Source organism: Bilifractor sp. HCP3S3_D3, from assembly GCF_052063915.1.
GTDB lineage: Bacteria > Bacillota > Clostridia > Lachnospirales > Lachnospiraceae > Bilifractor.
In genome coordinates, this window is the sequence record NZ_JBQHWP010000013.1 from 86,278 (window position 1) to 111,492 (window position 25,215).

23 protein-coding genes are annotated in these 25,215 nt (G+C 50.8%); all 23 read right to left on the reverse strand.

What is annotated here, in order from left to right; translation table 11 throughout:
- Positions 1-9 precede the first annotated feature (9 nt).
- Positions 10-651 (reverse strand): hypothetical protein, encoded by a 642-nt coding sequence (locus ACTNDI_RS09340; protein WP_441100711.1) that lies wholly within the window; start codon positions 649-651, stop codon positions 10-12.
- A 177-nt stretch (positions 652-828) separates the two neighbouring features.
- Positions 829-2,439 carry a HAMP domain-containing sensor histidine kinase gene (locus tag ACTNDI_RS09345; RefSeq protein WP_441100712.1) on the reverse strand — a complete coding sequence of 537 codons (1,611 nt, stop codon included), beginning with the start codon at positions 2,437-2,439 and terminating at the stop codon, positions 829-831.
- Positions 2,440-2,449: 10 nt separating this feature from the next.
- A complete protein-coding gene (locus tag ACTNDI_RS09350; protein WP_441100713.1) occupies positions 2,450-3,166 on the reverse strand; it encodes a response regulator transcription factor in 717 nt (238 codons plus the stop codon).
- An 88-nt stretch (positions 3,167-3,254) separates the two neighbouring features.
- A complete protein-coding gene (locus ACTNDI_RS09355; RefSeq protein ID WP_441100714.1) occupies positions 3,255-4,283 on the reverse strand; it encodes an SGNH/GDSL hydrolase family protein in 1,029 nt (342 codons plus the stop codon).
- A gap of 14 nt (positions 4,284-4,297) precedes the next feature.
- On the reverse strand, positions 4,298-5,827 hold the full coding sequence (locus ACTNDI_RS09360; protein ID WP_441100715.1) for an MBOAT family O-acyltransferase: 1,530 nt from the start codon (positions 5,825-5,827) through the stop codon (positions 4,298-4,300).
- Positions 5,828-5,831: 4 nt separating this feature from the next.
- The gene (locus ACTNDI_RS09365) at positions 5,832-6,068 is read right to left on the reverse strand and encodes an acyl carrier protein (protein ID WP_441100716.1); all 237 of its coding nucleotides are present in this window, start codon (positions 6,066-6,068) and stop codon (positions 5,832-5,834) included.
- A gap of 22 nt (positions 6,069-6,090) precedes the next feature.
- Positions 6,091-7,329 carry a diaminopimelate decarboxylase family protein gene (locus ACTNDI_RS09370; protein ID WP_441100717.1) on the reverse strand — a complete coding sequence of 413 codons (1,239 nt, stop codon included), beginning with the start codon at positions 7,327-7,329 and terminating at the stop codon, positions 6,091-6,093.
- Between the two features lie 9 nt (positions 7,330-7,338).
- A complete protein-coding gene (locus ACTNDI_RS09375) occupies positions 7,339-8,829 on the reverse strand; it encodes an amino acid adenylation domain-containing protein (protein WP_441100718.1) in 1,491 nt (496 codons plus the stop codon).
- 288 nt (positions 8,830-9,117) lie between these two features.
- Positions 9,118-10,761, reverse strand: a complete 1,644-nt coding sequence (locus ACTNDI_RS09380; protein WP_441100719.1) for a cellulase family glycosylhydrolase — start codon at positions 10,759-10,761, stop codon at positions 9,118-9,120.
- A 352-nt stretch (positions 10,762-11,113) separates the two neighbouring features.
- Entirely contained in the window at positions 11,114-11,938 is an 825-nt protein-coding gene (locus tag ACTNDI_RS09385) for a TPM domain-containing protein (protein ID WP_441100720.1), read from the reverse strand.
- 13 nt (positions 11,939-11,951) lie between these two features.
- Positions 11,952-13,046, reverse strand: coding sequence for a hypothetical protein (locus ACTNDI_RS09390; protein ID WP_441100721.1), 1,095 nt, complete (start codon positions 13,044-13,046; stop codon positions 11,952-11,954).
- A 102-nt stretch (positions 13,047-13,148) separates the two neighbouring features.
- A complete protein-coding gene (locus ACTNDI_RS09395) occupies positions 13,149-13,562 on the reverse strand; it encodes a hypothetical protein (protein WP_441100722.1) in 414 nt (137 codons plus the stop codon).
- Positions 13,563-13,586: 24 nt separating this feature from the next.
- Positions 13,587-15,041 carry an SPFH domain-containing protein gene (locus tag ACTNDI_RS09400; RefSeq protein ID WP_441100723.1) on the reverse strand — a complete coding sequence of 485 codons (1,455 nt, stop codon included), beginning with the start codon at positions 15,039-15,041 and terminating at the stop codon, positions 13,587-13,589.
- Between the two features lie 31 nt (positions 15,042-15,072).
- A complete protein-coding gene (locus tag ACTNDI_RS09405; protein WP_441100737.1) occupies positions 15,073-15,435 on the reverse strand; it encodes a hypothetical protein in 363 nt (120 codons plus the stop codon).
- Between the two features lie 278 nt (positions 15,436-15,713).
- Positions 15,714-16,343 carry a response regulator transcription factor gene (locus ACTNDI_RS09410; protein WP_441100724.1) on the reverse strand — a complete coding sequence of 210 codons (630 nt, stop codon included), beginning with the start codon at positions 16,341-16,343 and terminating at the stop codon, positions 15,714-15,716.
- Positions 16,344-16,428: 85 nt separating this feature from the next.
- Positions 16,429-17,421, reverse strand: a complete 993-nt coding sequence (locus ACTNDI_RS09415; RefSeq protein WP_441100725.1) for a hypothetical protein — start codon at positions 17,419-17,421, stop codon at positions 16,429-16,431.
- Positions 17,422-17,423: 2 nt separating this feature from the next.
- On the reverse strand, positions 17,424-19,094 hold the full coding sequence (locus ACTNDI_RS09420; protein ID WP_441100726.1) for a histidine kinase N-terminal 7TM domain-containing protein: 1,671 nt from the start codon (positions 19,092-19,094) through the stop codon (positions 17,424-17,426).
- A gap of 149 nt (positions 19,095-19,243) precedes the next feature.
- On the reverse strand, positions 19,244-20,599 hold the full coding sequence (locus tag ACTNDI_RS09425) for an MATE family efflux transporter (protein ID WP_441100727.1): 1,356 nt from the start codon (positions 20,597-20,599) through the stop codon (positions 19,244-19,246).
- A 297-nt stretch (positions 20,600-20,896) separates the two neighbouring features.
- Positions 20,897-22,240, reverse strand: a complete 1,344-nt coding sequence (locus ACTNDI_RS09430; protein ID WP_441100728.1) for an MATE family efflux transporter — start codon at positions 22,238-22,240, stop codon at positions 20,897-20,899.
- Positions 22,227-22,439 carry a hypothetical protein gene (locus ACTNDI_RS09435; protein WP_441100729.1) on the reverse strand — a complete coding sequence of 71 codons (213 nt, stop codon included), beginning with the start codon at positions 22,437-22,439 and terminating at the stop codon, positions 22,227-22,229. The genes ACTNDI_RS09430 and ACTNDI_RS09435 overlap by 14 nt, the downstream gene beginning before the upstream one ends.
- Before the next feature lie 346 nt (positions 22,440-22,785).
- The gene (locus ACTNDI_RS09440; protein ID WP_441100730.1) at positions 22,786-23,784 is read right to left on the reverse strand and encodes an alpha/beta hydrolase; all 999 of its coding nucleotides are present in this window, start codon (positions 23,782-23,784) and stop codon (positions 22,786-22,788) included.
- Positions 23,785-23,786: 2 nt separating this feature from the next.
- Positions 23,787-24,551, reverse strand: a complete 765-nt coding sequence (locus ACTNDI_RS09445; protein WP_441100731.1) for a carboxymuconolactone decarboxylase family protein — start codon at positions 24,549-24,551, stop codon at positions 23,787-23,789.
- Between the two features lie 3 nt (positions 24,552-24,554).
- On the reverse strand, positions 24,555-25,094 hold the full coding sequence (locus ACTNDI_RS09450) for a flavodoxin family protein (RefSeq protein ID WP_441100732.1): 540 nt from the start codon (positions 25,092-25,094) through the stop codon (positions 24,555-24,557).
- Positions 25,095-25,215: the final 121 nt, after the last annotated feature.

Below are 25,215 nucleotides of genomic sequence, written 5' to 3' on the forward strand. Positions count from 1 at the left end.
GCGCGAGTTTTATCTCGCTATCGCGACGCTCGCCGCACACGAATACTTCGCATTCGGCTGCGGCTCACTGTTCGCGTAAATAAAAGAGGAAACGCCGTCATACAAATAGCTGAAATCATACGAGCCTCCACTGACTCGTTCCTCAGCCTGCGTGAGCATCCGCTCCGATATCAGGTTATCACCCACAGCAGAAAAACGGACCTCCATGCTGTCTTTTCTGTCATATGCTCTCCCTCCGGATCCTGAGTTCACTGACTCGGACCCTGCAGTCACTTTTTCCTGTCCGGTGCTTGAAGTATCTGTTACACCAGCCGACGAATCTTTTCCGTAATTCGACGAGGACCTCTTTGCAGACATTCGGACTCCGCTCACGATTCCGATCATAGCGAAAGCCACAGCTGCACCGGCAACAATCCGGACGGTTATTTTCCGGAACCTGATGCGCCTCTCTTCCTCCTCGCGGCGGCGCCGCTCTCTCTGTTTTCGTCTCCTCTGCAGCTCCTCCAGTCCTTCCTGCTCATCCTGCTCTATTTCACGGATCTCTTCCTCAAGATCCACCTGTTCAGAGGCGGTGAGCCGTCTGACCTGATTCTTCCCGTTCGCAGAATCTGCGGAATCTCTCATTCTATGATGGTTTTCCTTATTTTCCACCCGTTTTTTTCCCTTTTTACTCATTTCTCTCAAGCCATGGTTTTCTCTAAGCCCGATGCAGACATCGTGTATGCTTCCTCCTGAGATGGGGCTTTCTCCTCCTTGTTGCGTAAAGAACAGCAGAAGCTGATGTTATTGGCATTTAGCCGCTCAATCCAGCTTTTGCCATTGTTGATATCAAGTCCGTCCTTTCTCATTCACCGGAAGTAAAATTTCATATACGCATCCCGGCCGGTCTGTCAGAGAAATGCTGCCTCCGTGAAGCTCCACAATCTGCCTTGCGATGGATAAACCAAGGCCCGTTCCCTTTCCGCTGGTTCTCGACTCATTGCCGACCACAAACGGGTCAAAGATGGATGCCCTGTATTTCTCCGGAATTCCCGGACCGTTGTCTCCGATGAGGACACGCAGATAATTCCGGTCATCTTTCACGACGAGGCCTGCCTCTATGCGAAGCCTTGTTCCGGGTCCGCAATACTTTATCGCATTACCCAGAATATTATCAAACACCCGCCTTAACTGCATCCGGTCAAAGCTGGCATCCATTCTTTCCTCCGGAAGATCTGCTTCCAGATCGAATCCCCCTACCTCCAGCTCCGAATATCTCCCGGCGATATATTCCCGAATATATTCGCAAAGATCTCCCTGTTCCATATTTAACTGAAATCCCGGATGGTCAAGCCGGCTGTAATCACTGAAGCTGTTGATCAGACCTGTGAGAAGCTCTGTCTTGTTCTGTATGATCTCCAGATATTTCCCCTGTTCCTTCGCAGGAATCAACCCGTCCCGCAAGGCGTTGACATACCCCGAAATCACGGTGATCGGCGTCTTCAGATCATGAGAGATATCCGCGATCATCTGTCTTCGCTGATCCTGAAGCTTCCTCTGCTCTTCTTCACTTTTTCTCAGAGCCTCCTCCATACGATTAAAGGACCGGATTACCTCAAGCATTTCCCTTGGCTCTTCGCCTTCATGGATCTGAATCCAGTTTCCTCCGGCGGTTTCATCAATGGCCCTTGTCAGCTTTCGGATCGGTGCCACCACCCTGGCGGAAAGCCTCCTCCCGGTCAGAATAATCAGAACCACCAGAAGGACAATATAAAGGCCGAAGAAAAAGACAAAGGTCACTCTCTGGGCATTCACGGTCCCGGCAGAATCTGAATTGCTGTGTATCAGAAGATATCGCTGTTCTCCTTTCGCGTTTGTAAATTCGTATTTCTGAATAAAAAGATTATTGCTGTCCGCCTTATAGAAAAGATAATTCATCGTTTCCGATGAAATCTGACTGTTCTTCAAATCCAGATCGCTGTAAATAATCTTCCCGTTTTCATCCAGCATCGCAATTCCGGTAAGCTGATCATCATTATACCGAATCAGAAGAGAGCCTTTCTGTTCTCCGTTTTCCAAAGGAAGCAGATCATATACCACATCCGTGTCAACAACGGGAAGATATTGCAGAATATCCCTGTTGTAAGTATTTCTGTGCCGGGAATCACTCGTATACAGCACCGTAGCTTTATTATCCGTGATTTCAAAATAGCCGCTTCTCCCCAGCGTCTTTCCTACGTTAATAGAAGAATAATCGTCATTCTCCAGCGAATCCACTCTCCGGATCAGTTTTTTGATTCCCGCGGGTTCTACCTTCTGCGGCATGAAAATCCATCCCACTCCCCAGAAAATAACTGCCAGTATCAGTACGATTCCTGCCAGCCGGATGGAATTGTGAAGCACCAGCGTATAGATGCTCCCCTTTTCTCTTGCTATAAACAAATTGATTTTTTTTCGCATAGGCTGTTTCCTATTGTCTTGCCACACCCAGCTTATATCCCAGTCCGCGAACCGTCAGAAGATACTCCGGTTTTTTCGGATCTTCCTCGATCTTATCCCGAAGATTTGAGATATGGACCATGATCGTATTTTCATCATTCTCAAAGTATGCCCCGCGAAGGTACTCATAGATCTGTACCTTTGTATAGACCCGTCCCGGATTCTTCATCAGCAGCATCAGAATCCGGATCTCTGTAGGTGTGACCTTGATTTCTTCTCCATCCTTAAAGAGCTGGAGCGTCTGCATATTGATCTCCAGCCCCTTATACCGGAGAGCCTCCTGATCCCTCACTTCATCGGTCCCCGTGTTCAGATCATAAAATCTTCGGAAGGCTGCCTTTACCCTCGCCACAACCTCCAGAGGATTAAATGGCTTGACCAGATAATCATCCGCACCGAGATCGAGTCCGAGAATCTTGTCACTGTCCTCTTTCTTCGCGGACAGCACGATGATCGGAAGATTATACTTTTCCCTCACCTTCCGGATCAGCTCAAAACCATTCATCCTCGGCATCATGATATCGAAAATTCCCAGATCGACCTTCTCTTTTTCTATCAGGCGAAAAGCAGCCGCCCCATTCTCCGCAGACAGAATCCGATATCCCTGGTTTTCGAGATAAAGCTTCAGCACCTCAATGATATCCGCGTCATCCTCCGCAATTAATATCGTATATTGTTTTTCCTCCATGATCTATGAATCCCTTTCCCTTTTAAAAATTATCATAAGGCAATCCACAGCTTATACAGGATGTGGAACAACGTATCGTGTGAGCATTTTACAGATTTACACTCTGCTCAGCGGTCAATGCGACGGCAGTATTTTTCTCCCGGATCTGTTTCGTGTATTTGGAAGCCTGCTCCTGATAAGTCCGGGACAGTTCTTCCCAGTCGTGATAGGAAGCGTCCATTCTGTGGTCTGTCAGGTCGAAGGCTTTTAGAATGGATTCCATATACGCCGTTGTCTTCTGTGCTCCGGATATGTTTAGATGATCCCCTCCATCCAGAGTATCTCTGCTCCAATCGATCCCGATCTCCTTACTCTTCATATTCATATCGATATAGAGGAGCTTCTTTTCAGATGCAAGCCTCTCCAGACGGTTATGCTTTCCCAATGTATAATTGACCGGGGACGGGGCGCTGTACAGCACCAGACGGATTCCATTTTCCCTGCACAGCTCCACGATTCTGTCAAACACTCTCCCATTCAGCCAGGAGATGGACGTTTCCTTCGAATCCCCCTGCATGTAGTCAGCTGTCCCCTGATACGGTCGGATCGCGGTTCTGATTTCAAACCCTTTGTTGTTCATGTGAACAGGCTCTATCCTCGGCTTTATGATAACATTTTTCCACAGATTGTGATATTGAAAAATCGGAAGAAAGGAGGCCGTCCTGGCCGCTACCAGATCCTGAAGCTGATCCAGATCCTTGCCCGACCGGAAAAGCACATTGGTCTCCATCAGCACCACCTTGGGCTTCTGGGTATGCAATCCGGTCTCCAGCATGGTAAGCGTCTCATTCATGGTCTGACCAGACTGACCACCCACGAAGGCCATGTAACCGGTATTCCTCCAGATCTGAAGGGGTGAAATCGAAGTATAGCTCTCACTGTCTCCGATGACCAGAACATCGATTGTGTCAGCCTTCTCTTCCTGAAGTTTGACAACGGCCGCATGCCGCTTGAGCGAGCTCATTCCCAGCACGTTCATGGCATACGAATTCAGCAGAAACGATCCAAGAGCCAGGAGCAGAAGCAGTCCGATCACAAACCCTGCTTTTTCTTTGATTGATATTTTTTTGATGTCCATTTTTTGTCTCCGCCTTAGAATCCCGCATAGATCAGATCTACCTGCCGGTACCCAGATCCGTAGGCGCCAAATATCAGCACCGCAAAAATCAGGGCATAAAAGGCAGCCCAGCGCACCGGAAGGCTTCTCTTCGCGAGCACCGCCTTCACGTCTATCTGCTTCTCTTTTAACAGATCTGCCACAAATACAACCGCAATCCCTGCAAGGATCACGATCCAGTCTGCCTTATCGAGTCCCATCTTCAGCAGGGTGCCGTCCCACAGACGCTGTATTCCAAAGTTGCGGAACCCGCTGCGGAACATCGATACGCCCGCCCGCAGACCCTCCGCGCGGAAAAACAGCTCGCCGGTAAAAATGATCAGCCAGGTGCGCAGGATCCGGAAACCGGTCCAGAAGCGTCCGTTCTTTGGAAAACCTGTGTGCCTGTAAAAGGCTTTCTTCGCTGGCTCCAGAATCACTTCCAGCATCAGCAGCACCAGATAATAGATGCCATAGAAGATGTAATTCCAGCTTGCCCCGTGCCAGAGTCCGTTAAACAGCCATACCGGCGTGAGCGCAAGGAAGGACGTGCCGATCTTTGTGATGTATTTTCCGAATTTTTTTCTGGCGAACCGGTTCCACTTCATCGTGAGATCCGAGGTCGTCACCGGATAAAAGACATAGGTCTTCAGCCAGATACCAAGCGAGATATGCCATCTTCTCCAGAACTCCGAAGCGCTCTGTGAGAAAAACGGCTGCCGGAAATTTTCGGGCAGCTTTACGCCGAACATACCGGCGGAACCGATGACGATATCCATGACACCGGAAAACTCCATATAAAGCTGCAGCGCGTAAGACACCGCCGCCACCGGAATCATCACCCCGTCATAAGCCAAATGATTGTGGTACAGCTCGGTAACGATCACAGACAGCCGGTCCGCGATCACAATCTTTTTGAACATGCCCCAGAGGATGCGGGTCACCCCGTCGAACACCCACTGCTCCGTCACCGGATTTCCGGCTGTCAGCTGAAGCGCAGTATCCTGATACCTGGCAATGGGGCCTTCCATCGTCTGCGGGAAGAAGCCCAGAAACAGTGCAACTCTGCCAAAGTTCCTGTCCGCCTCAAGCCGTCCCCAGTACACCTCCAGCAAATATCCCACCGCCTCCAGCGTATAGAACGAGATTCCGATGGGAATCAGCATATGTCTGAACGGGATCGCCGTCCAGCCGCTCTTCCCGGCCATGGCTAGATTCACGGTATTGATAAAGAAGTTGATGTATTTGAGATAAAGGAGAATTCCGAAGAGGCCGCCTGCGCTGACCACAACAAGAAAGGTTTTCAGATGCTTCCGGCTCCCGGCCCGGTCCATGGCCAGACCTGCCAGCCAGACGCCGGCAGATGTCAGAAGCAGATAAAGAATCAGCTCTCTGCTGCAGAGGAAGAAGTAGATCCATGAAGCAATCAGCAGCACATATTTACGGAATTTCCTTCCGCTCACCTGATACACGATCAGGGAGAGCGGAAGAAACAGCACGAGATAAGGTAAGGTGTTGTATCCCATGCCGTCAGCCCTGCAGTCTCCGGATCATCGCCGCCATTGCCTTGATGGAATTGAAGTTTTCAGGCATCATCTCTACGGCATTGATCCGGACATCGAATTCTTCCTCCAGATCTGAGATCAGGGAGATAATCGCAAAGGAATCCAGGATCCTGTCGTCGATCAGATGCTTTTCTTCCTCATAATTAATACTGTCGTCCTGCTCCATTAAGATTTCATTGATTTTTGACTCGATTTCACTCATGATATTTTCCTCTTTTCTTCACTTATTCTGTTCTTCCGCTGTTCCATTCCCAGCACTCCCTCGGCTGCCGCAGACATCTGCTCCCCTCACCCTTTGAATAGGAGAAGATTGCCGGAAGCTCATGACTGAGGAACAGGGCCATGCCCTCGACCATGGAATAGGCCCCCACATTTCCAAACGCCAGTATGTCGCCGACCTTCAGCGGGCCGAGATCCTGTTCTGCACAGAGAACATCGTTTGCCGTGCACAGGCAGCCGCAGACGGTCCAGTTGCCATTGGCGGACGGATTGTGCTTCTCCCCATCCCTCCCTCTGCCGTTCTCCCGCCTCCTGTCATTCTCTTTCAGCACGGTGACGAATGGATGATACATTCCACGTATCTGACCGTCGTAGTTCATCTGATGCATTCCACCGTCTGTGATGGCATAACCGGTTTCTCCGCTGTACTTGATGTCGCAGACTCTCGTCACATAGTACCCGCAGGATGCCGCAAAGATCCGTCCCATTTCCATCGTCACGCGGCCCTTCCATGTCATATCCGCAATCGCTTTTCGAATTTCTTTGAAAAACGACTCGTCCAGCTTCTCCGGCTGATCCTCAAAATAACGGGCAGGAATCCCGGGACCGTATTCCAGTTCCGGAATCGTGACGTGAAATCTGTCCTGCAGCTCCAGAAGCAGCCGGTCCAGCTTTTCCAGTTCCCTCACCGGCTTTGCTGCCTTTCTCTTCTGCGAGCCGGAATAATAATGGATACCTGCAATTTCCAGATATGGAGTCATTCCTGCCAGCTTAAAAACTGTGTTCGCGCTCTCCCTGTCCAGTCCGAACTGATTGCCGCTCGTAAGCCGGATATAAACCCTGAGCTTCTCCCGGCGTTTCCTGGCAAGTTCGGCTAACATCGCAAACTGCCCCATCGACTCCACCGTATATCCTGCCTTGCTCCCACATTCTTCCACAATACGTTTCAGTTCCACCGGCTTCTTCAGAACACCGGAAATCAGAAGCTTTCCCGGATCGATACCATCCTTTCGGCAAATGCAGTACTCCCCATACGAGCACACCTCGATCCGGTCGACCTCCAGTGCCGCAAGCGGCATCAGAAACGGATTGCATTTCATGGCAAAGCAGAGCTTCGCCGCATTTCCTGTTTCTCTCCGGATCCGTCTGATATTCTCGCGGAAGGTGTCCAGGTCAAAGAGATAAAAGGGACTGTCTGTGACTGCCGCCTGATCTTTCAATATCTTGATGATCTTGTTGTCCATATACTCACCTCATATTCCGACTGACAGCCTCAGGGCATTGCGGTCAATCTTTCCATGTGCACTGAGTGCAAAGGCCTCCACCTTCCTCCACTTATTCGGAACCATATACGAAGGCACCTTCTGTTTCAGTTCCTTTCTCACCTCACTGGCGGAAGGTGCTCCCTGATAAAACCCGTAGACGCAGTTGTGATTTTTGTCGAAGATGCAGCAGGCGCGCTGCACACCTGCAATCTGCGCGATGGCATTTTCCACTTCCCCGAGCTCGATGCGGTGGCCCATATGCTTGATCTGGAAATCCTTGCGCCCCACAAAATACAGAAGCCCATCATTTCCAAAATACCCGATATCACCGGTTCTGTAGATTCTCTCGCCGTTTCTGACCACGAAGGTCTGTTCTGTCTTCTCCGGATCGTGATAGTACCCGTCCGCCAGTGATTCTCCGCTCACACAGATTTCACCGGAGACATTTGCGCTATGAACCTCCTCCTGATCCTTGTCTGTCAGAAAAACCTTCCTCCCCGGAAAAGCTGTCCCGATCGGGAGAACACTCCCTGAGAAATACCTGGGGACCGGATAGTAGGTACAGTTGCAGGTGATTTCGGAAGGCCCGTAAAGATTCACAAACTGTGTTTTCGGAAGAGCGTCCTGCCAGATCCTCAGCTGCGCCATCGGCATGACCTCGCCGCTGAACATCACCTTCCCGAGATTCACCGGCACCCGGTAGTCAAAGCCTCCGAACTGAGAAATCATGCACAGAGCCGAAACCGCCCAGATCAATATGGTCACCCTTTTCTCACACAGATAATCGATGAGCTGCCGCGGCATTGCGAAATACGTTCTCGGCACCAGAACCAGTCTGGCTCCGGTCAGACAGGAGGAAAAAATATCCTTCACCGAAACGTCAAAGTCAAAAGGCGCCTGATTTCCAAGAATGTCTTCCCTGCAGATATTGAACGTCTCTGTGAAATGTCCGATAAACCTTGCCACCGCGTCATGGCTCACGGCGATTCCCTTCGGTTCTCCGGTCGATCCGGATGTGAAGACCGCATAAAGCGTATCCTCCGCTTTCGCCTCCTCCCGAATCCTATCCAGTTCCCGCCTCCTGATCTCTCCTTTGAACATGCTTTCCGGTTCCAGGACCTCTCCGTCATAGCCCATCGCAAGCAGCCGCTGCTTCTGCTCCTCTTCTGCAGCCACAACCCGCGCATTCAGCTTCTTTATGATCTTCCGGATCCGTTCATCCGGCTGCGCCGTATCTACAAAAACATAAAACCCGCCGCTGTACAGCACACCGTACAGAAGCGCAAGCGCTTCACAGGATTTTTCCATCATCAGGACCACCGGTTTTCGCTGGCATCCGATTGACGAAAGAACTGTTCCGGCCCTCTGCGCCGCATCCCGCAGCTTCTTCCAGCTGTAATGCCTGTCGGCATCTTCTACCGCGATCTGATCCGGAAACGCATTCACGGTTTCCTCAAATTTTTCCAAAATTGTATGCATATTTCTTTCCTTTTCATCGTTCTTCACACATAGCCTATCCTGCAGACAGCCATGTGAAGCTCTTGAAATGTATCAATCTATGCATACACTATAAAAGGGCTCCCTAAAGGAGCCCTTTATAATACCTAAAGATTTCTTAAGTTTTCCTGTGGCTTATGGAACAAACTCTCTGACAAATGTGCCGAATTTGAAAAGCTCTTAGCAGTCTCTTTTCCTTGATCAGAAGACCGATGCTTCCCGGCGTGTGTCCCGGGATCTCCACCACCTCCGCCGTCACGCCAAAACCTGTCACGTCCTCCCAAAGGACGGATCATACCGATAAAGGAAGGTGATTGCCTCCGCCCGGACGCATTTCTGATCTGGACTGAAAGCTGACGAAGACGTTCCCTTCGTGATGCCCCGATCTGCCGCCCATATCACCGCATCATAATAATAGTCCTGCGGATGTACGTCTGAGAAGAGATTCCCTGATTCCGGCTTCTTCTCCCCTGAGAAACGATACAGCATGGTCACCGCCTCTCCTCTGGTCAGCGTCTTATCCGGGCTGAATTTCGAAGCCGAGGTTCCCGACGTAAAGCCCTTCTTCCATGCCCAGAGGACGGCATTCCGGTAGTACGCACCGGAACGCACATCGGTAAACGGAAGCGAGCCGTCTTCAGAGGGCGCACCGTCCATGCGCCACAGCCAAGAGATGAACTGTGCCCTGGACACATCCCTGTTCCAACCGAATTCACCTGCCGATAAGCCCTTTGCCACGCCGGCCTCGCTCGCGGCATATACTGCATCGTAATAATACCGGCTGCTGTCCAGGACATCAGCGAACAGCCCTTCTGACGCAAACTCCTTCTCCCGCTGCTTTCTGCACAATTCCCGGTACCATTTACCCGTAACCGTCAGATCAGAAACCGCCCAGCCGGACGTTTTCGCGCAGTCACTCCGGATATAGGAAGCCGCTTCTGCCTTGTTGCACAGAGACCAGCAGCAGAAACTGATGTTGTTGGCATTCAGCAGATTGATCCAGCTGTCGGCATTATTGATATCATAGTTTCCGTTTCCCGACGCATCGCAGATACCGAACTCGGATACGAACACCGGCGTCCCGCTCTGAAGCGCCGTTTTCAATTTATTCTTCAAGCTGTCATAATGCGTAGCTGCGTAGAAATGGAAGGTGTACATGACATTTTCAACTCCTGCGGCTGAGAGCGGCTTCCGTGCCACCTCGTCAATATCCTGAGACCAGGTGTTTGTTCCGCAGAGAATCACAGCATTGCTGCCACAGCCGCGAATGACTCCGGCAATCGTTTTTTCATAGGTATAAAGGTCACGCGACGACCCGTCGTACCAGGGCGTATTAACCGGCTCATTACAAATTTCAAAAATCACATTTCCCACAGACGCGTACTGCGAGGCATATGTCTTGAAAAACGCTTTTGCCTGTTCAAGATCGTCGTTCGGATTATAATTCAGCACATGCCAGTCAAGAATTACATACATTCCCAGCTTCTGCGCAGCGCTTACGCCCTCTCGGATCTTCGCATCCATCCGGTTCCCTGCTCCCTGCAGATAACCGCCCTCCCTCGGGTATAGAGCAAGACGGATCGTATTGATGCCCCAGTCATCCCGCAGCGTACGGAAGGTATCTTCGTTGATATATTCCGGGAACCACTGCACACCGTGCGTGCTGGCGCCTCTCAGCTGAAAAGGCTTTCCTTCGCTGTCCAGAATCGTCGGGGCCGTAAGGCTGCCGCTCCTGCCGACATGCAGATCTCCGTGAGCCTCAAACGGCGTCTCCGTGCCATTCGAAGAACCGGCCACCGGAACAGCCGGATAGGAATCCGCCCGCACAACTGACGGAAATAAAAAGAAAAAAGCCGCCGCAATGACAAAAATCCATAACCAATGATTTCGAAACACATTTTGTTCCGCCTTCATGTTCAAACCTCCCCTCAACGTTACCGGCGTCACAGCCCACCAGCACGCACCGTGCGACACGGGTCATAACTTTTATCTGATAGATCTAATATTAACGTCATATCACAAATTGCACAAGAAGTATATATGACAGAGTTCCTCCTGCAAACGAGAAAAACACGCTGCGCGAGTTTTATCTCGCTATCGCGACGCTCGCCGCACACGAATACTTCGCATTCGGCTGCGGCTCACTGTTCGCGTAAATAAAAGGGTTCCCTAAAGGAGCCCTTTATAAAACATTAAGATTTCTTAAGATGTGCTGTATAAGCTCTTCTAAAAACGCCGACAGGATCGTCTTGCCTTTCGTTTCCTCCTAGAATTTTCCACCGCCTCCCCCGTGTATTGTCCCGGAAGACGATGTGTGCGTGCTGCTTTCAGAACCATTATTTTTTGCTTTTTCCGTGCGTTCAATCTTGTGATACAGGAACAGATCTTTGCTTTCCGTCACGATCATACTTCCTTCCCTCACATAGCTGCCCGCTGCAGCCTGGGCACGGACCGTCTTCAGCTGCTGTTTCATGGAGCCTACGATAAGCAGAGCTGTCACAAAGCCGATTGCCACGGAGACCAAAAACCAGACCGCAGACAACGGCTTCCGGGGAATATCAGACTTATCGAACGGATTGCCCTCTCTTGCCTGCGTTACATACGAACTGCCCAGACGGGCAAACGTACGAAAGGATTCCGTATAGTTCCCGGCAGACAGATCTCCTTTCATCTGCTCTCCGAGATATTGAATGCCCTCGTCTGTAAAAGCCGTAATTCCATATCCGTGCGTGGAAACTGCCCAGTCCCTGTCCTCTGTGCTGATCAGAAGCAGAGCTCCATCCTTATCGCTTCCATAGCCGTACTGGCAGGAATTATACCAGTCATCCGCATAATCTCTGGCGGTCCGGCCCTCCAGACTCTCTACAATCACAATGCACAGATCAAATTTCAGCTCTGTGCTGTCTTGATCAAGAAGCTGCTGAATCTCGCTGTCCTCTTCTTCTGTTATAACAGCGGCCTGATCCTGCAGACGGTGATATGCGTCTGCGAATCCGCCTGTTTCTTCTCCACTGTCCGCTGCAAAAGCCGGCACTGCCATGCCAAGACAAAGTGCGAGCAGAAGAAAAATCGAAAAAATACGTTTTTTCATCGGTCTGCCCTCCCTATAAGATTCTCGCCAGATGCAGAAGCCAGATAATCCCGTAGGCCGCGGTACTGCACAGGGCTGTCAGCCCTAATGTCCATTTACGGGCTGCGCCTTTATCTACCGGAAGATCACCCACCAGTTTTCCGGTCTGACCGTTCATCGCGAAGGTGTAGTTTTTTCCATTCCAGGTGGTGTTGAGCATCCACACCGGATAGAGCGCATAGGCTGCCTTTCCGCCCCGAAGCTTTACGCTGCCTGCTTCCGGAACCACACTCGTATAGTTCCTGACCGTATCCGCAAAGGCTTTCTCCGTGCTCTGTTTGATCCTGGCGTTGGCCCGTTCTATGCTCTGTTCTTCATCTACATCATATTTATCTGCCAGATATCCCGCCAGATAAGCTGTTTTGAAATCTACCGCATCGGAAAACAGGAACGGCTCAATCGACTCCATCAGATCGTCCGGCATTTTGGAAGAGCCGTCCACAGGAACCCTCTCAAAGCCAATCTCCCCGCCCCGGGTGACCAAATAGTAGCTGGTCTCCTTGTATTGATAGCTGCTGTCGCTCCAGGTCCGGACGCTGGTCGCCTTATATCGCATGTTCGCCTCCGCCTCCGCGTCAAAAAGCCAGAACGGCACGTATATGCCCTTGATCTCATCAATGTGATTCTGATCCTTGAACACCTTGGGAAGAAGCCGCTTTCCACCGTAATGCTTTTGAAGCGCTTCCTTCGCAGCCTTCTTGTCCATCTTGAACGGAATGATATAATCCGGCTTCAGCGCGCCGGAAAACTGCCCCGTCATAACCACCGGATTCCCGCAGAACGGACAGGATGCCGCCGCGGTATTCTCATCGCCTACGATCTCACCGCCGCACGACTGGCACACATAAGTGCGAAGTCCCTCCACTTCTCCTTCCTGCCACGCTCCTCCCGCGGCTGTTTCCCAGTTCATCTCATCCTCCCGGCCGGAGGCCTGTTCCCCGGCATAGGCTTCTAGGGTTTCTACTTCAAATTCCGTATCGCAAAACGGACATTTCATTTTCTGCGTCCCGCTGTCAAAGGCAATTGCGCCTCCGCAGCACGGACATTTATATTCCTGTAAAGCACTCATATGCGCTTCCTCCCTGCATGCTTTCTATATCTGCCGCCCATGCAAGAGGGCTTCCGCGAAACAGCAGTCCTCTTGTTCATAAACGTCCTTTTATGCTCCCTGTCACGCCCTTGCAGCCGGTTTTGTTTTTACCGCTCCAAGGATATATAGGACGGGTACCAGAAGATTGACCACAAGGTTAATGATTTTAAACTCCCCTCCGCCTTTCACACTGACCGCCATAGAAATCATGCTGAGAGCCACTATCGCAATACCAAGGATCACGCACCCGCCGGCTTTTTCCGGCAGCCTGCACGCTTTGAGGCCCTTTGCGCCTGCAAGAATCTCAACTGCCGAGGTGACCACTGCAAGAACGGAGCCGGCATAGAGAAGTCCGGTTCCTTCCGCACTCCCCATCAGTGCCGCCAGTGCGTTGACTCCCAGAATTGCAAATACTCCTGCGAACAAGGCGATAATTCCACCGATGACCATTAAAATCGATGTGACCTTCAAAAATGTCTGTCCCTGATTCGTCATAGCTTTCCTTCCCCTCATCAAGATTTACTTCCGGTCGCTGTCGTCAAAAGGATCCCCGCATTCCGGGCAAAACTTCGGTGGGTGCGCCGGATCCTCCGGCTCCCATCCGCATTTGTCACACCGGTACACCGGTGCGCCTGCAGGTTTTGGGGCGCCACAATTTGAGCAGAACCTGCCTTTATTTACCGTTCCGCAGGAACAGGTCCAGCCAACCTCCTCCGACGGCCTCGGTGAGCCGCATTCCGGGCAGAACTTTCCGGTCGCCGTGGCCCCGCATTTGCACTTCCATGCCCCTGCCGGTACCGGCTCCGGTCTCTTCGCGCCGCACTCCGGACAGAACTTCCCGGTCGCCACTGCTCCGCAGCTGCATTTCCAGCTGTTCTGTTCAGGCGCTGCGGTCTGCGGCTGCCGGGATTGCCCGGACTGCATCTGCTGAGACTGCGCCTGTTGTGCCTGCATCTGCTGTCCCATGCTGTACAGGTTCTGCGCCGCGCCGAATCCGCCCTGACTTCCGATGCCGGCCATTCCCATACCAAGGAAACCGGTCATGGCCCCGGCAGAATTTCCGGCGGCAGTCTCCATGGCATCCGCTGTCGCATTTGTCACCCGGCCTGCCATCATAAACGGATTGGTTCCCACCGTAGCCGCATCCTCCATCTCGTTGATCTTCTTCATATCGGCTTCGGTCAGCGTAATCGGATTCAGTGCAATCTTCCCGACGGAAATGCCGCGGTTGTCGATCCATTCCTGCCGCAATGCCTCGTTCATCGCGGCTTTCAATTCTCCGGATTTGGCCGGAATCTGTGCAGGCCTGAGCTCCTGCTCGGCGAGCGCTCCGAAGGCCGGCTGAAGCGCGTCAATGAATTCCGTCTTGAGCTGCGCGTCAATCTGGTCACGGGTATATTCGTCCGCGACATTCCCGCAGAGCCGCTTATAAAAAACCAGCGGATCAGAGATCACATAGGTATATACTCCGTTGCACCGCAGCTGAACCGTTCGGCTCATGCCGATCCGCTTATTCACGACTTCAAAAATGATCGGATTTGCCGTTCCGAACTTATTGTCCAGGATTTCCTTTGTATTAAAATAGTAGACACGCTGATCCCTGCCCGTGTCGCCGCCATAGGTGAAACGCCTCCCAAGCGTGCGGAAGCTTTCCTTCAGGCTCTCCCCGAACCTCCCGCTGAAGATACTGGGCTCCGAGGATGTATCATAGGTAAACTCTCCCGGCTCGGCACAGACCTCGACAATTTCACCCTGATCCACAATGATCATGCACTGACCATCCGCCACGGCGATGCCGGAGCCGCTTGAGATCACATTGTCATTTCCCCTGGTATTGGAAGAACGCCCGGTGATCCGTTTCTGCCCGCGTCTCATTAGAACGTCATTGGGAAGCGCATCACAATAGAAAAATTCCTTCCACTGGTCTGCTAATGTAGATCCAAGCGCCCCGATTCCTGCTTTGATAAGTCCCATACCATTACCTCCCGTCTCGATTTTTGTTCTGTCACAGTGCGTCAATGACTGCCGACAGATAACTGGAAGAAACCGATCCATAGATAAAGTTGTCAATCAGACCATCTTTTTTGGCCTGTCTGACCCGGTCCGCCAGTTTTTTCTCCGTGTTCTCATCAACTACCAGCACCACCTTGCAATCCGGATTGCTGTTCTTCAGTGCATCACGAATTCGCATTCTTCCCTCCAGCATCCATGGCGCATAAGCGGTAACCTCCATAACCAGAATGTTCGCCAGTATGGCATTGCATAATTCCAGAGTCTTGTCCGGACTTTCACTCATGACCGGATCAAAATCAGAATCAAATTTACGCAATGCTTCCGCTATCGCATCCGCAAACAGCATATTCTGCATATCAATCACGACCCGACGCAATATCCTTACCTCCAAATGTTCTGATTCATATCCGACCCCAGACATGAGACAATGCGTTTCTTTCTGTACACTCTCATTATAAGAGCAGCGAATTCTTCCTTCCCTACCCATAAGGGTAAAGTTATCGAATCGGTACCTTTTACAAAAGCAAAACCACCTGAAGTTACATACAAAAATCCCCGGCTTACTTTGATATGTATCCGGAATTCCGGGTACACATCAAAATAAACCGGGGACTTAATAAATCAGACATACTTTCAATCAAACAGCTTCGGTATAATATATTGTTTTCCTGTAACGGCGATGGCGAGCTGTGTCTTGTTTGCATAGCCTGTTTTCTGCAGAATGTTTCGAATATGATACTTTACATTGTCTTTCGTGTAATGCAGCCGTTCTGCGATTTCGCTGTACTCCAGCCCTTCACAGACCAGGCGCAGCACCTTGATTTCAGTCTCCGTCAAATCATTGCTGGTCGTAATGCCGATCTTTACCGCCGGTGTCTCCGCAGGCCAGATCTGTCTGCCCTGCATAGTCGCATCCATGACGGTCAGCAGGTCCTCCGGACTGACGTCTTTATACCAGAAGCTATCCGCCCCTGCTTCTCGCGCACGCTTGATAAAGCTCTCCTCAACCATCGAGGTGACAACAATGATTTTCAATTCCGGAAACTGTCTGCGCAGCTCGGAAGCTGTGTCGATACCGTCTTTCGTACTATGGGTACAGACATCCATGAGCACCAGATCGACCCTGCTCCTGCGGCAGACGGTTTCTGCAAGGTCCGCTTTCGACAGACTGCCCACCAGTTCGTAGTCTCCGCCATTTTTCACGATATTCTCCATATATTCCCTGGCAATCCGCTGGTCATCAATGACCAAAACCTTCGTCATACTGCCCCCTCCTGTTCTCTCCTGTTCTCTCCCGATCTCACAATCTGACGCCATCACAGTCCGGCAACCTCACGATCCAGCCCCGTCACGACCCGACAGCGTCACTATCCGGCAACCTCACGGTCAGAACAAACGACGGATGCCAACAGATTTCCATCCTTCCGTCCTCTTTCACAACCAGTCTCTCCAGATCCGCCAGACCGCCCCGCGGCGCAGCCGCCTCTTCCGGCGGCTTTCCGTCATTGGTCACGCGAAACATGTGCCAACCCTGCCCGTGCTCTACTTCCACAAAAAGTTTAGTGGCATCCGCATGGCGAGCTGCATTGACACATGCTTCCCGCATAATCTTCAAAAACAGCTCCAGCGTCTCCCTTTCTTTCGGCATTTGCCCTGTTATTTTTACATGAATACCGGATACCGCTGCATCATGGATAAACTCCGTCAGGCCGTCCTGCGGGCAGCTGTTTTCCTCCTGCAGCACCTGAATTGCGCGGCGAAACTGCACGACTGCTGCAGAATTTTCCGAAGAAGCAGTACCGCTGCGCAACATCTGCCGTATCGCGGTGACCCCGAGGTTCATCTGGTCATGCAGCCGTGATTTCATGTTCAAAATTTCCTGTTCCCTGGCTGCTTCCTTCATATGATCCGACAGATTTTTCAATTCCTCATACATCTTTTTCAGCTCTTTTGACTGACGTTTTAATTCCTGCCGCCTTTCATACAATTCGGTCACATCGATGAACACCGTCTCTATATAGATCTTTCCATATTCCGTTTTGACCGGAGCTTCCGAATACTTCCATACGCTTCCATCGGGGAAGAGAAAGACATTTCCGTCCCGTACAATACCGGTCGATGAATCGCACCCGTCCAGTGCACTTTTCAGCTCCTGGTAGCTTTGAAGATCACTCTGTGCCATTTTTCGAAACAGCCTGTACATGACTGGATTGCACAATTTCACTGATCCGGAGGAGTTAAAATAGCAAACTGCTGCCGGAAGTGTGTCGAGTGCTTCTTTTACTGCAGTACGCAGTGCATATTGATGCCGGATCCGTTCTGCCGCTTCTCCAATCCACATGATCACACCCCGCCTTTCCGCATTCGGAACGAAAAGCGATACGTTCCCTTGTCTTCGGCCGAAAAAAAATCAGCGATCTGCGCAAACTGCGTCAGATCCGTCTCGCAGACAAATTCCATATGCAGCAGATAACCGCCCGCATCGTTCCGCAGATGAATCCAGACGTTGGAGAGGTCATACAAACAGGCCTCCGTCATCGTCTCGAAGCTCCGATACACCCGAAGCATATCCGAGGTTGCAAGCGGAACCCCCGTTGGCAGTGTATAGAGACAGTTTACACCGAGAAGCTCCAGATTCATAAAGGATTCCTCAAAGCACCTGGACAGGTCCCGGATATCCGCGGATGAACTGCGCTCGCGGATAAGAAGCAGATTGCCGTATCGTTTGATATAGGCGCCGATTACCGCCGCGCCCGCCAGAAGCCGGCCGCATTTGCTGCCATCCGTTTCTGTCTCGTAATTTTCCAGAATCCGTTCGATCAGATCCATTTGCCGCTCTGTTTCGCTCTGGAGCAGATCATTTACCCTGTTTTTCTCCTGAAGGGCAAGAATCCTTTTCTTCATTTCCAGATTCTTCCGTCGGATACGGTTACGTTCCGCAAGCTCCGAGCAGTTATCCTCAATCTGATCGATGGCTTCGGTCAGTTCAGAAACATCCTCCTGCCAGAGAACATGACCAAATCCGATCGGCTGACTCCTGACAAGCGTATTTTTATCTGCCAGGATGGCCTCGTCCCCTGACTTTCTCCTCTGTTCCTCCGTCAGCGTGACTGCGTTGAGGCTTGCAAGACAGACGTTATTCTCAGCATCCGTTATCTGCGCTCCGAGCCTGCTGACCGGAAACAGTTCGTCGTAACCGGTATTGCTCTGGATCAGGCCACATTGGATACAGCTTTCAAGCGTTGCCGAGAACAGCAGGCAATATACAATGGTAATATCACCGGCAAGCATCCTCAGCCATAACAGCTGAACAATACCGAACGAATCTAAAATCCACAGCGTGCCGTAGATCATTGCAAGGATGACTGGAAGAAAGGGCAATATCAGGACTTTGCGGCTGTGCGGAATCCGGCATTTAATCAGCATGATCACAAGAGCAGTTACACTGCATAACATCATCCAGACGACAACCAGAAAGTAACCAATGCCATAATTATAATCATCCATCCACTCCACAGCGTCGGCAGGAAAAACGAATACGATCTGATGCAAATCGTTGGTCAGAACCAGCATCAGGAGCAGCACCGTTGGTATATAAAACAATGCTGTCCACTTCGGCAGTCGGAAATTTTCTCCTTTTCCCAGCGACAGCGCGATAAACACTGCCAGCAGCGGAATCATCAGCAGGGGAACATAGTACAGGTGCCACAGGAACCGGATCAGCCATACACCTTTCTCCAGCGAATACCGGATGGTTCTGACGGCAATCCAGAATATGATGAGAGCAGAAATAACGATGAGATGACGGCGCACCTGAATCTGAATGATCCGTCTGTGGATCGAAATCCCCCAAACGAGAAACAAAACCAGATAAATGCCCGGACGAAGTATGTCGCTGATCCGGTCCAATACGCCATCGGTTCGGTAAGCACCCTGCCGCAGCGCCATCGCCGCCAGGACGGAAAGAAGCACATACAGAAAAACGCGAAGCTTTTTCAGAGAAGATTTTGTCACCGCGCATTTCCTCCTTCCCTTCGGGGAGTGCCCGGCACGGAGCCAGCCGCGTCATAAACAAGTTATACTATCATGTATTGCATATTTGTTTCGTGTTAGTTTACCCTCTGTATATATTTTATTCTTTTATCGCAATCCCCACAAGAACTTCAGGATTTTTTTTGGATATATTTCAGGATTTTCGGATAGCGCTTCCAAAAGATCAGGCTGCAGCATGCCGCAGCGACTGCGTCCGCCACAGATTCAGCCAGGTAGATTCCTTTCACTCCGAAAAAGTTCGGAAGAATCAGCGCCAGTGGCACCAGAAGGAATACCTTACGAAGCAGCGCAATAAACAGAGAAATTTTGGGCTGATTCATCGACAGAAACATGCACTGACAGGATCTTTGCAGCCCGAAAATCAGAAAGCCGCCCAAAAATACACCCGCATAAATCTGTACTTCTGCAATCAGCTTCGGATCACTTGTAAAAACACCTCCAAAGACTGACGGAAGCATAATAATCAGCAGCGTAATTATAAAATTAAAACCGGTCATCACACAAAAAATAATCCTCTTTCCCTCTTGAATCCGGTCAGTATTGCCCTGCCCATAATTATAGGAAATCACCGGACTTACGCCGGCAGTGAAGCCCTGCAGCGGCGTGGATATCATCATCATACAACTCTGTAAAATGGTAAGCGTACTGACGTAAATATCCCCATATTTTGCCAGCCCTGCATTCATCACAAACCCGATCAGGCTTTCTGTCGATGCCATTACAAACGGTGAAACTCCCAATGCCAGTATGTTGTGCATGACTGCCATATCCGGCCGCAATGTCTTACGGGTCACTTTGAGCAAGGCATCCTCTTTGAGAAGCGTGTGCAGAATCCATACGGAACTCACACCCTGCGAGATGGCTGTTGCCATCGCGGCGCCCCTCACCCCCATACCGAGTGTGAAGATAAAAACAGGATCCAGAAAGATATTGATGCCGGCCCCGATCAGTACGGAAAACATCGCCGCTTTCGGATGCCCCTCTGTAGTAAGAAACGGATTCAGACCTATCGTGATCATGACAAACAGCGTTCCGCTCATATACCACGCAAGATAACTGTGTGCATACGGCAGTGTAGCCTCCGACGCGCCTACCAGCCGCAAAATCGGATCCATAAAGCTGTATACTGCCAACATAAGTACAATACCGAAAACAAGCAGAAGTGTAATCCCGTTGCCCAGAAACTGCTCTGCCTTCTTCTGATTTCCCTTACCAAGCTCAATTGCCGCCAGCGGCGATGCCCCGCTCCCTGTGAACTGTGCAAATGCAGCCACAATAAGGATAATTGAATTACAGACACCGACCCCGGCCAGTGCCTGCGTGCCCTCCGAGGGGATGTGTCCGATAAAGATACGGTCCACGATTCCATACAGCAGATTCACAAACTGTGCCGCAATGGCAGGAAGGGACATCTTTACAATCAAAGGCAGCATTCTTTCTGTTCCAAAATCTAATTTCTGTTCCAACCAAAACCTCCCGAGCTTCCAGCTATCATATCCGGACCAAAAAAAACGAGTCCGCAGTGACGACCAGGCCGCAGCGCAGCTGCGGTAATCAAAAAGACTCCCCGCTACAACAGCAAGGAGCCCTTTGCAACAGATTCCACGGGGAGTCTGTTGGATGATCTCTTTTAAGCCGTACTCACCTGACCTTGATCCAAAAAGTCCAGTATTCATGCGGTTTTTCTCTCTCAGTAAGCCCATAGGTAAACCCACGAAATCGCGAAATTTTTATTTTCTTGTAATCTTATTATACACCGGGTATTAGAGAGCGCTCGCCGCTTTATCCATTGGCCAGCATTTTCTGAGTGCCGCATAGGAAACCAAAAAGTTGGCAAGCCAGCCTGCAGGCACAGCAAGCCAAACAAAGTCAATGCCAAAACGCGGCGCACAGATCAAAGCCACGGACAGGCGGATCGCAAGGTTTACCATGTTGGCAATAAGGAATGGGCGCATGATTCCAAGTCCGCGAAGAACTCCATCGGTCGCCATTTTAATTCCCATAAAGATAAAGAAGTAACCGATCCACCTCATATAATCCCCAGACACCTGATAAGCCAGAGCTGTTCCGTCTTTTCCAAGGAACAGCGAGGAAATCTGCGTGTGCAGCGTTTCAATGACAAGGAAGGCAATGGCTGCAAAGCACACATCCAGCACCAATGCTGCGTGGTAGCCTTTTTTGATACGCTGCGTTTTGTTTGCGCCAAGGTTCTGGGAAACATATGGAGAAACCGCATTGCCGATGGACACAAAAATCAGAGAAAAGACATTCTCCACCCGCATCGTTGCCGCATATCCTGCCAGCGCCTGTGTGCCGAAGGGATTGACCACTGCCTGTACGATCATCATACCGATAGACACGGTAGACTGCTGGAGAACTGACGGCACGGCAATTCGAAGCATCGAGCGCAGCTCCCACCTGTCAAACCAGACAAAGGCGCTCTTATACCGCCGCATCCGATATAGGAAGATCAATAGTGAGAACACAGCGGAAATTCCTTGGGCAATCAGGGTTGCCAGTGCCGCGCCGAACACGCCAAGCCCCAGACCGGCTACCATCCAAAGATCCATCACAATATTCAGGATCGATGAAAAGATCAGCAGCCCCAGCGGAATTTTTGATTCACCGATGGATGTGAACATGGTAGAAAGAATATTGTACATGAACAAAAACGGGAAACCCACAAAATAGACCCGTAAATATAGTACCGCTTCCTTCAGAATATCGGAAGGGGTCTGTAATCCGCTCATCATCGCATGAGAAAAGCAAAATCCAAAGACACCAAGGATGATGCTCAGAAGCAAAAAGCTGATCAATGATGTAGAAACAATGGTTTTCATTTTGCCATATTCTTTGGCACCGAAATAGCGGCTCACAAGCACACCTGCACCAACACCGGCCCCCAGTGCCACACAAATGAAAACATTCGTCAGGGCTGCACAGGCACCAACCGCCGCCAGTGCGGAGGAGCCAACAAACTGACCGACGATAATGGAATCAGCCATATTGTATACCTGCTGAAAAAAGCTGCCGAGAATCATCGGCATTACAAAAACCGTCAGCGCTTTCAGCGGCGTATCGGTAATCAAATACTCATCTTTTGACACAACCATATTCCCCCACAACTTCCTGCTTTTTACCCCAAAGCGCGGCCACAGTAAGAGCAGCTGTACCATCCGGTCCCGGATACTGCCCCATCATCGCCATATCTACAATCGAGTAAACAGATGAGATCCGTGTACTGCCAAAGGCCGCAGCAAGATATCCGAAATAAATCTGCTTGATATTTTCACGAAGAAAATCCATTAAAATCCGCCTCTGAACACAAAAAAAGCCGAACAAGGGACAGACATCTCAATCTGCGCCTTATCCGGCTGTTGTTTCCACGAACGACTCACCCTCCGAGTGAATACTCAAAATCATAGCATGGGTGTGCACAAATGTCAATGAATCTCAGTACAGCAAAAAGTCATGGCCACTTAACCGGAAATCTCCGGACTACTTCCTAAATGCTTTTCTTTATGGGTAACACATCATTGACAAATCTACACGTATCGTAGACAAATTCCGATTCTTCAATGGCTTAAATATTTCGTTTCAGTACATCCGATGCAGAACAGCAGAAACTTGATATACGCCTTCCTCCAGATGCTTACGCAAAAACACATAATATGCCGCTGCATCTCAAATACTCTGTAAAGAATGCGTTGAGCTTTTCAAACGGAATGATATCCATCTGATCGTAAAGGTCGGTGTGGTTTGCACCGGGGATAATGAGCAATTCCTTATTATCGCCGGTCAGCTTGCTGTACGCTGTTTCGCTGAAATAGCGGGAGTGCGCCTTTTCCCCGTGTACCAGCAGCACGGCAGAGCGGATTTCGTTGCTGTATTGTAAGATCGGCATATTCAGGAACGACAGCGAGGAGGTCACATTCCAACCGCCGTTGGAGTTCAGGCTGCGGGAGTGATAGCCACGTGGCGTTTTGTAATAGGCATAATAGTCCTTTACAAACTGCGGTGCGTCCTCCGGCAGCGGATCAACCACGCCACCCGCCAGCGCATAGCTGCCGTTTTTATAGTCCTCGGTGCGCTGTGCATTCATGGCTTTTTTCTTCTCAAAGCGTGCCTGCTCAGAATCCTCAGCATCAAAATATCCGTTGGCCGTTACACGGGTCATGTCGTACATGGTCATAGCCGCAGTAGCTTTGATGCGGGTGTCAATGGCTGCGGCATTGAGCGCCATGCCGCCCCAGCCGCAGATACCGATGATACCGATGCGCTCCGGGTCAACATTCTCCTGCACGGAAAGGAAGTCTACCGCTGCGCAGAAATCCTCGGTGTTGATGTCCGGCGAAGCGACATAGCGGGGTGTACCGCTGCTCTCGCCGGTGTAGGACGGATCGAAGGCAATCGTCAAGAAGCCAAGCTCTGCCATTTTCTGCGCATACAGACCGGAGGACTGCTCCTTTACCGCGCCGAACGGACCGCTGACGGCAATAGCGGGCAGCTTGTCCACCACACTCTTTGGCGTATACATATCCGCCGCCAGTGTGATGCCATAGCGGTTATGAAAGGTTACTTTCTTGTGATCCACCTTGTCACTTTTCGGGAACACCTTATCCCATTCCTGTGTTAAATTCAGTTTCTCCATATTCAGACCTCCTTGCCTGTTGCCTTAAAATATACTGTGTTGTCCACGGCTTCCAACCATTCATTGGATGTTTCGTCCCCCGTAACCTCTACCGCCAGATGAGAGAACCAGCTGTCCGGCGCAGCACCGTGCCAGTGCTTGACCCCGGTCGGAATGTTTACCACGTCGCCGGGGCGCAGCTCCTGTGCCGGTTTGCCCCATTCCTGATAGTAACCTCGACCGGCCACACAAACGAGGATCTGTCCGCCGCCGTTTTTGGCGTGATGAATGTGCCAGTTGTTGCGGCAGCCCGGTTCAAAGGTCACATTGTAAATGCCAACCTGCTGCGTAGAAAGCGGTGCGAGATAGCTTTGCCCGATAAAATATTTCGCAAAGGCGTCATTGGGTGCGCCGATGGGAAAGACCATTTCATTCTGATGCTTGGCTTTTGCGTCGGCAGCATCGTCCTCCGCCCATACCTCCTTTGCCATACGGAAGGCCGCCCATGCCTTGGGCCAGCCTGCATAAAATGCCGCATGGGTCAGGATCTCCGCAATTTCCGTTTTCGTCACGCCGTTGTTCTTTGCAGTTGTCAGATGGTACTGAAAAGACGAATCCGTCAGCCCTTGCGCCATCAGCGCCACCACTGTTACAATGCTGCGGTCTCGCAGGGAAAGCTTGTCTTCCCGGCTCCACACCTGCCCGAACAGCACATCATCATTCAATTCCGCAAATTTGGGAGCAAATTCCCCCAAAGCATCTCTGCCTGCCGTTTGTTTAACTGCCATGGCTCACACCTCCCTGCCCATCTGATAAGCTTGCTCCAGTGCGGCATGACCTGCGATCTCTCCCGCGCTATTTACGCCGCCCGCAAACACTGTGCCCGCCAACGCACAGCGGGGGAAACAGTCCACCCAGCCCTGCACGGCTTTCTCTGTACCCGCAAAGGTTTCCGGTGCGTCCTCTGCCGCCGTTGCAAGCAGATAGGCTTTCGTAAAGACGTAGTCCGTATCAAACAGCGGGTTGGCACGGTCCAGCATAGTCTTGAGCTGACCGCTGACGCAGTAATAGTAGACAGGCGTTGCGAACACCAGCACATTTGCATCGTGCATTTTGGCGGCAATTTCCACGGCATCGTCTTGGATGACGCAGTGCCCCAACTTCAGGCAGGCGAGGCATCCCTTGCAGAAGCCAACCTGCTTTTCCCGTAGATACACAGTTTCTACCTGGTTACCTGCCTCCCGTGCGCCCTTGGCAAATGCTGCTGCCAGCGTTTCGGAGTTGCCGCCCTTACGGGGACTTGAGGAAATGATTAGTACCTTTTTATTCATCGCAGAACACTCCTGTCAAGCATAAATGAAAATGTCTCGAAAAAACTTTAACATGAGCCCCGGTTTTCAGGGGCTTTTATTTAATATCCGTGTTAACACTCTAATCATGCACTTTTTAGAT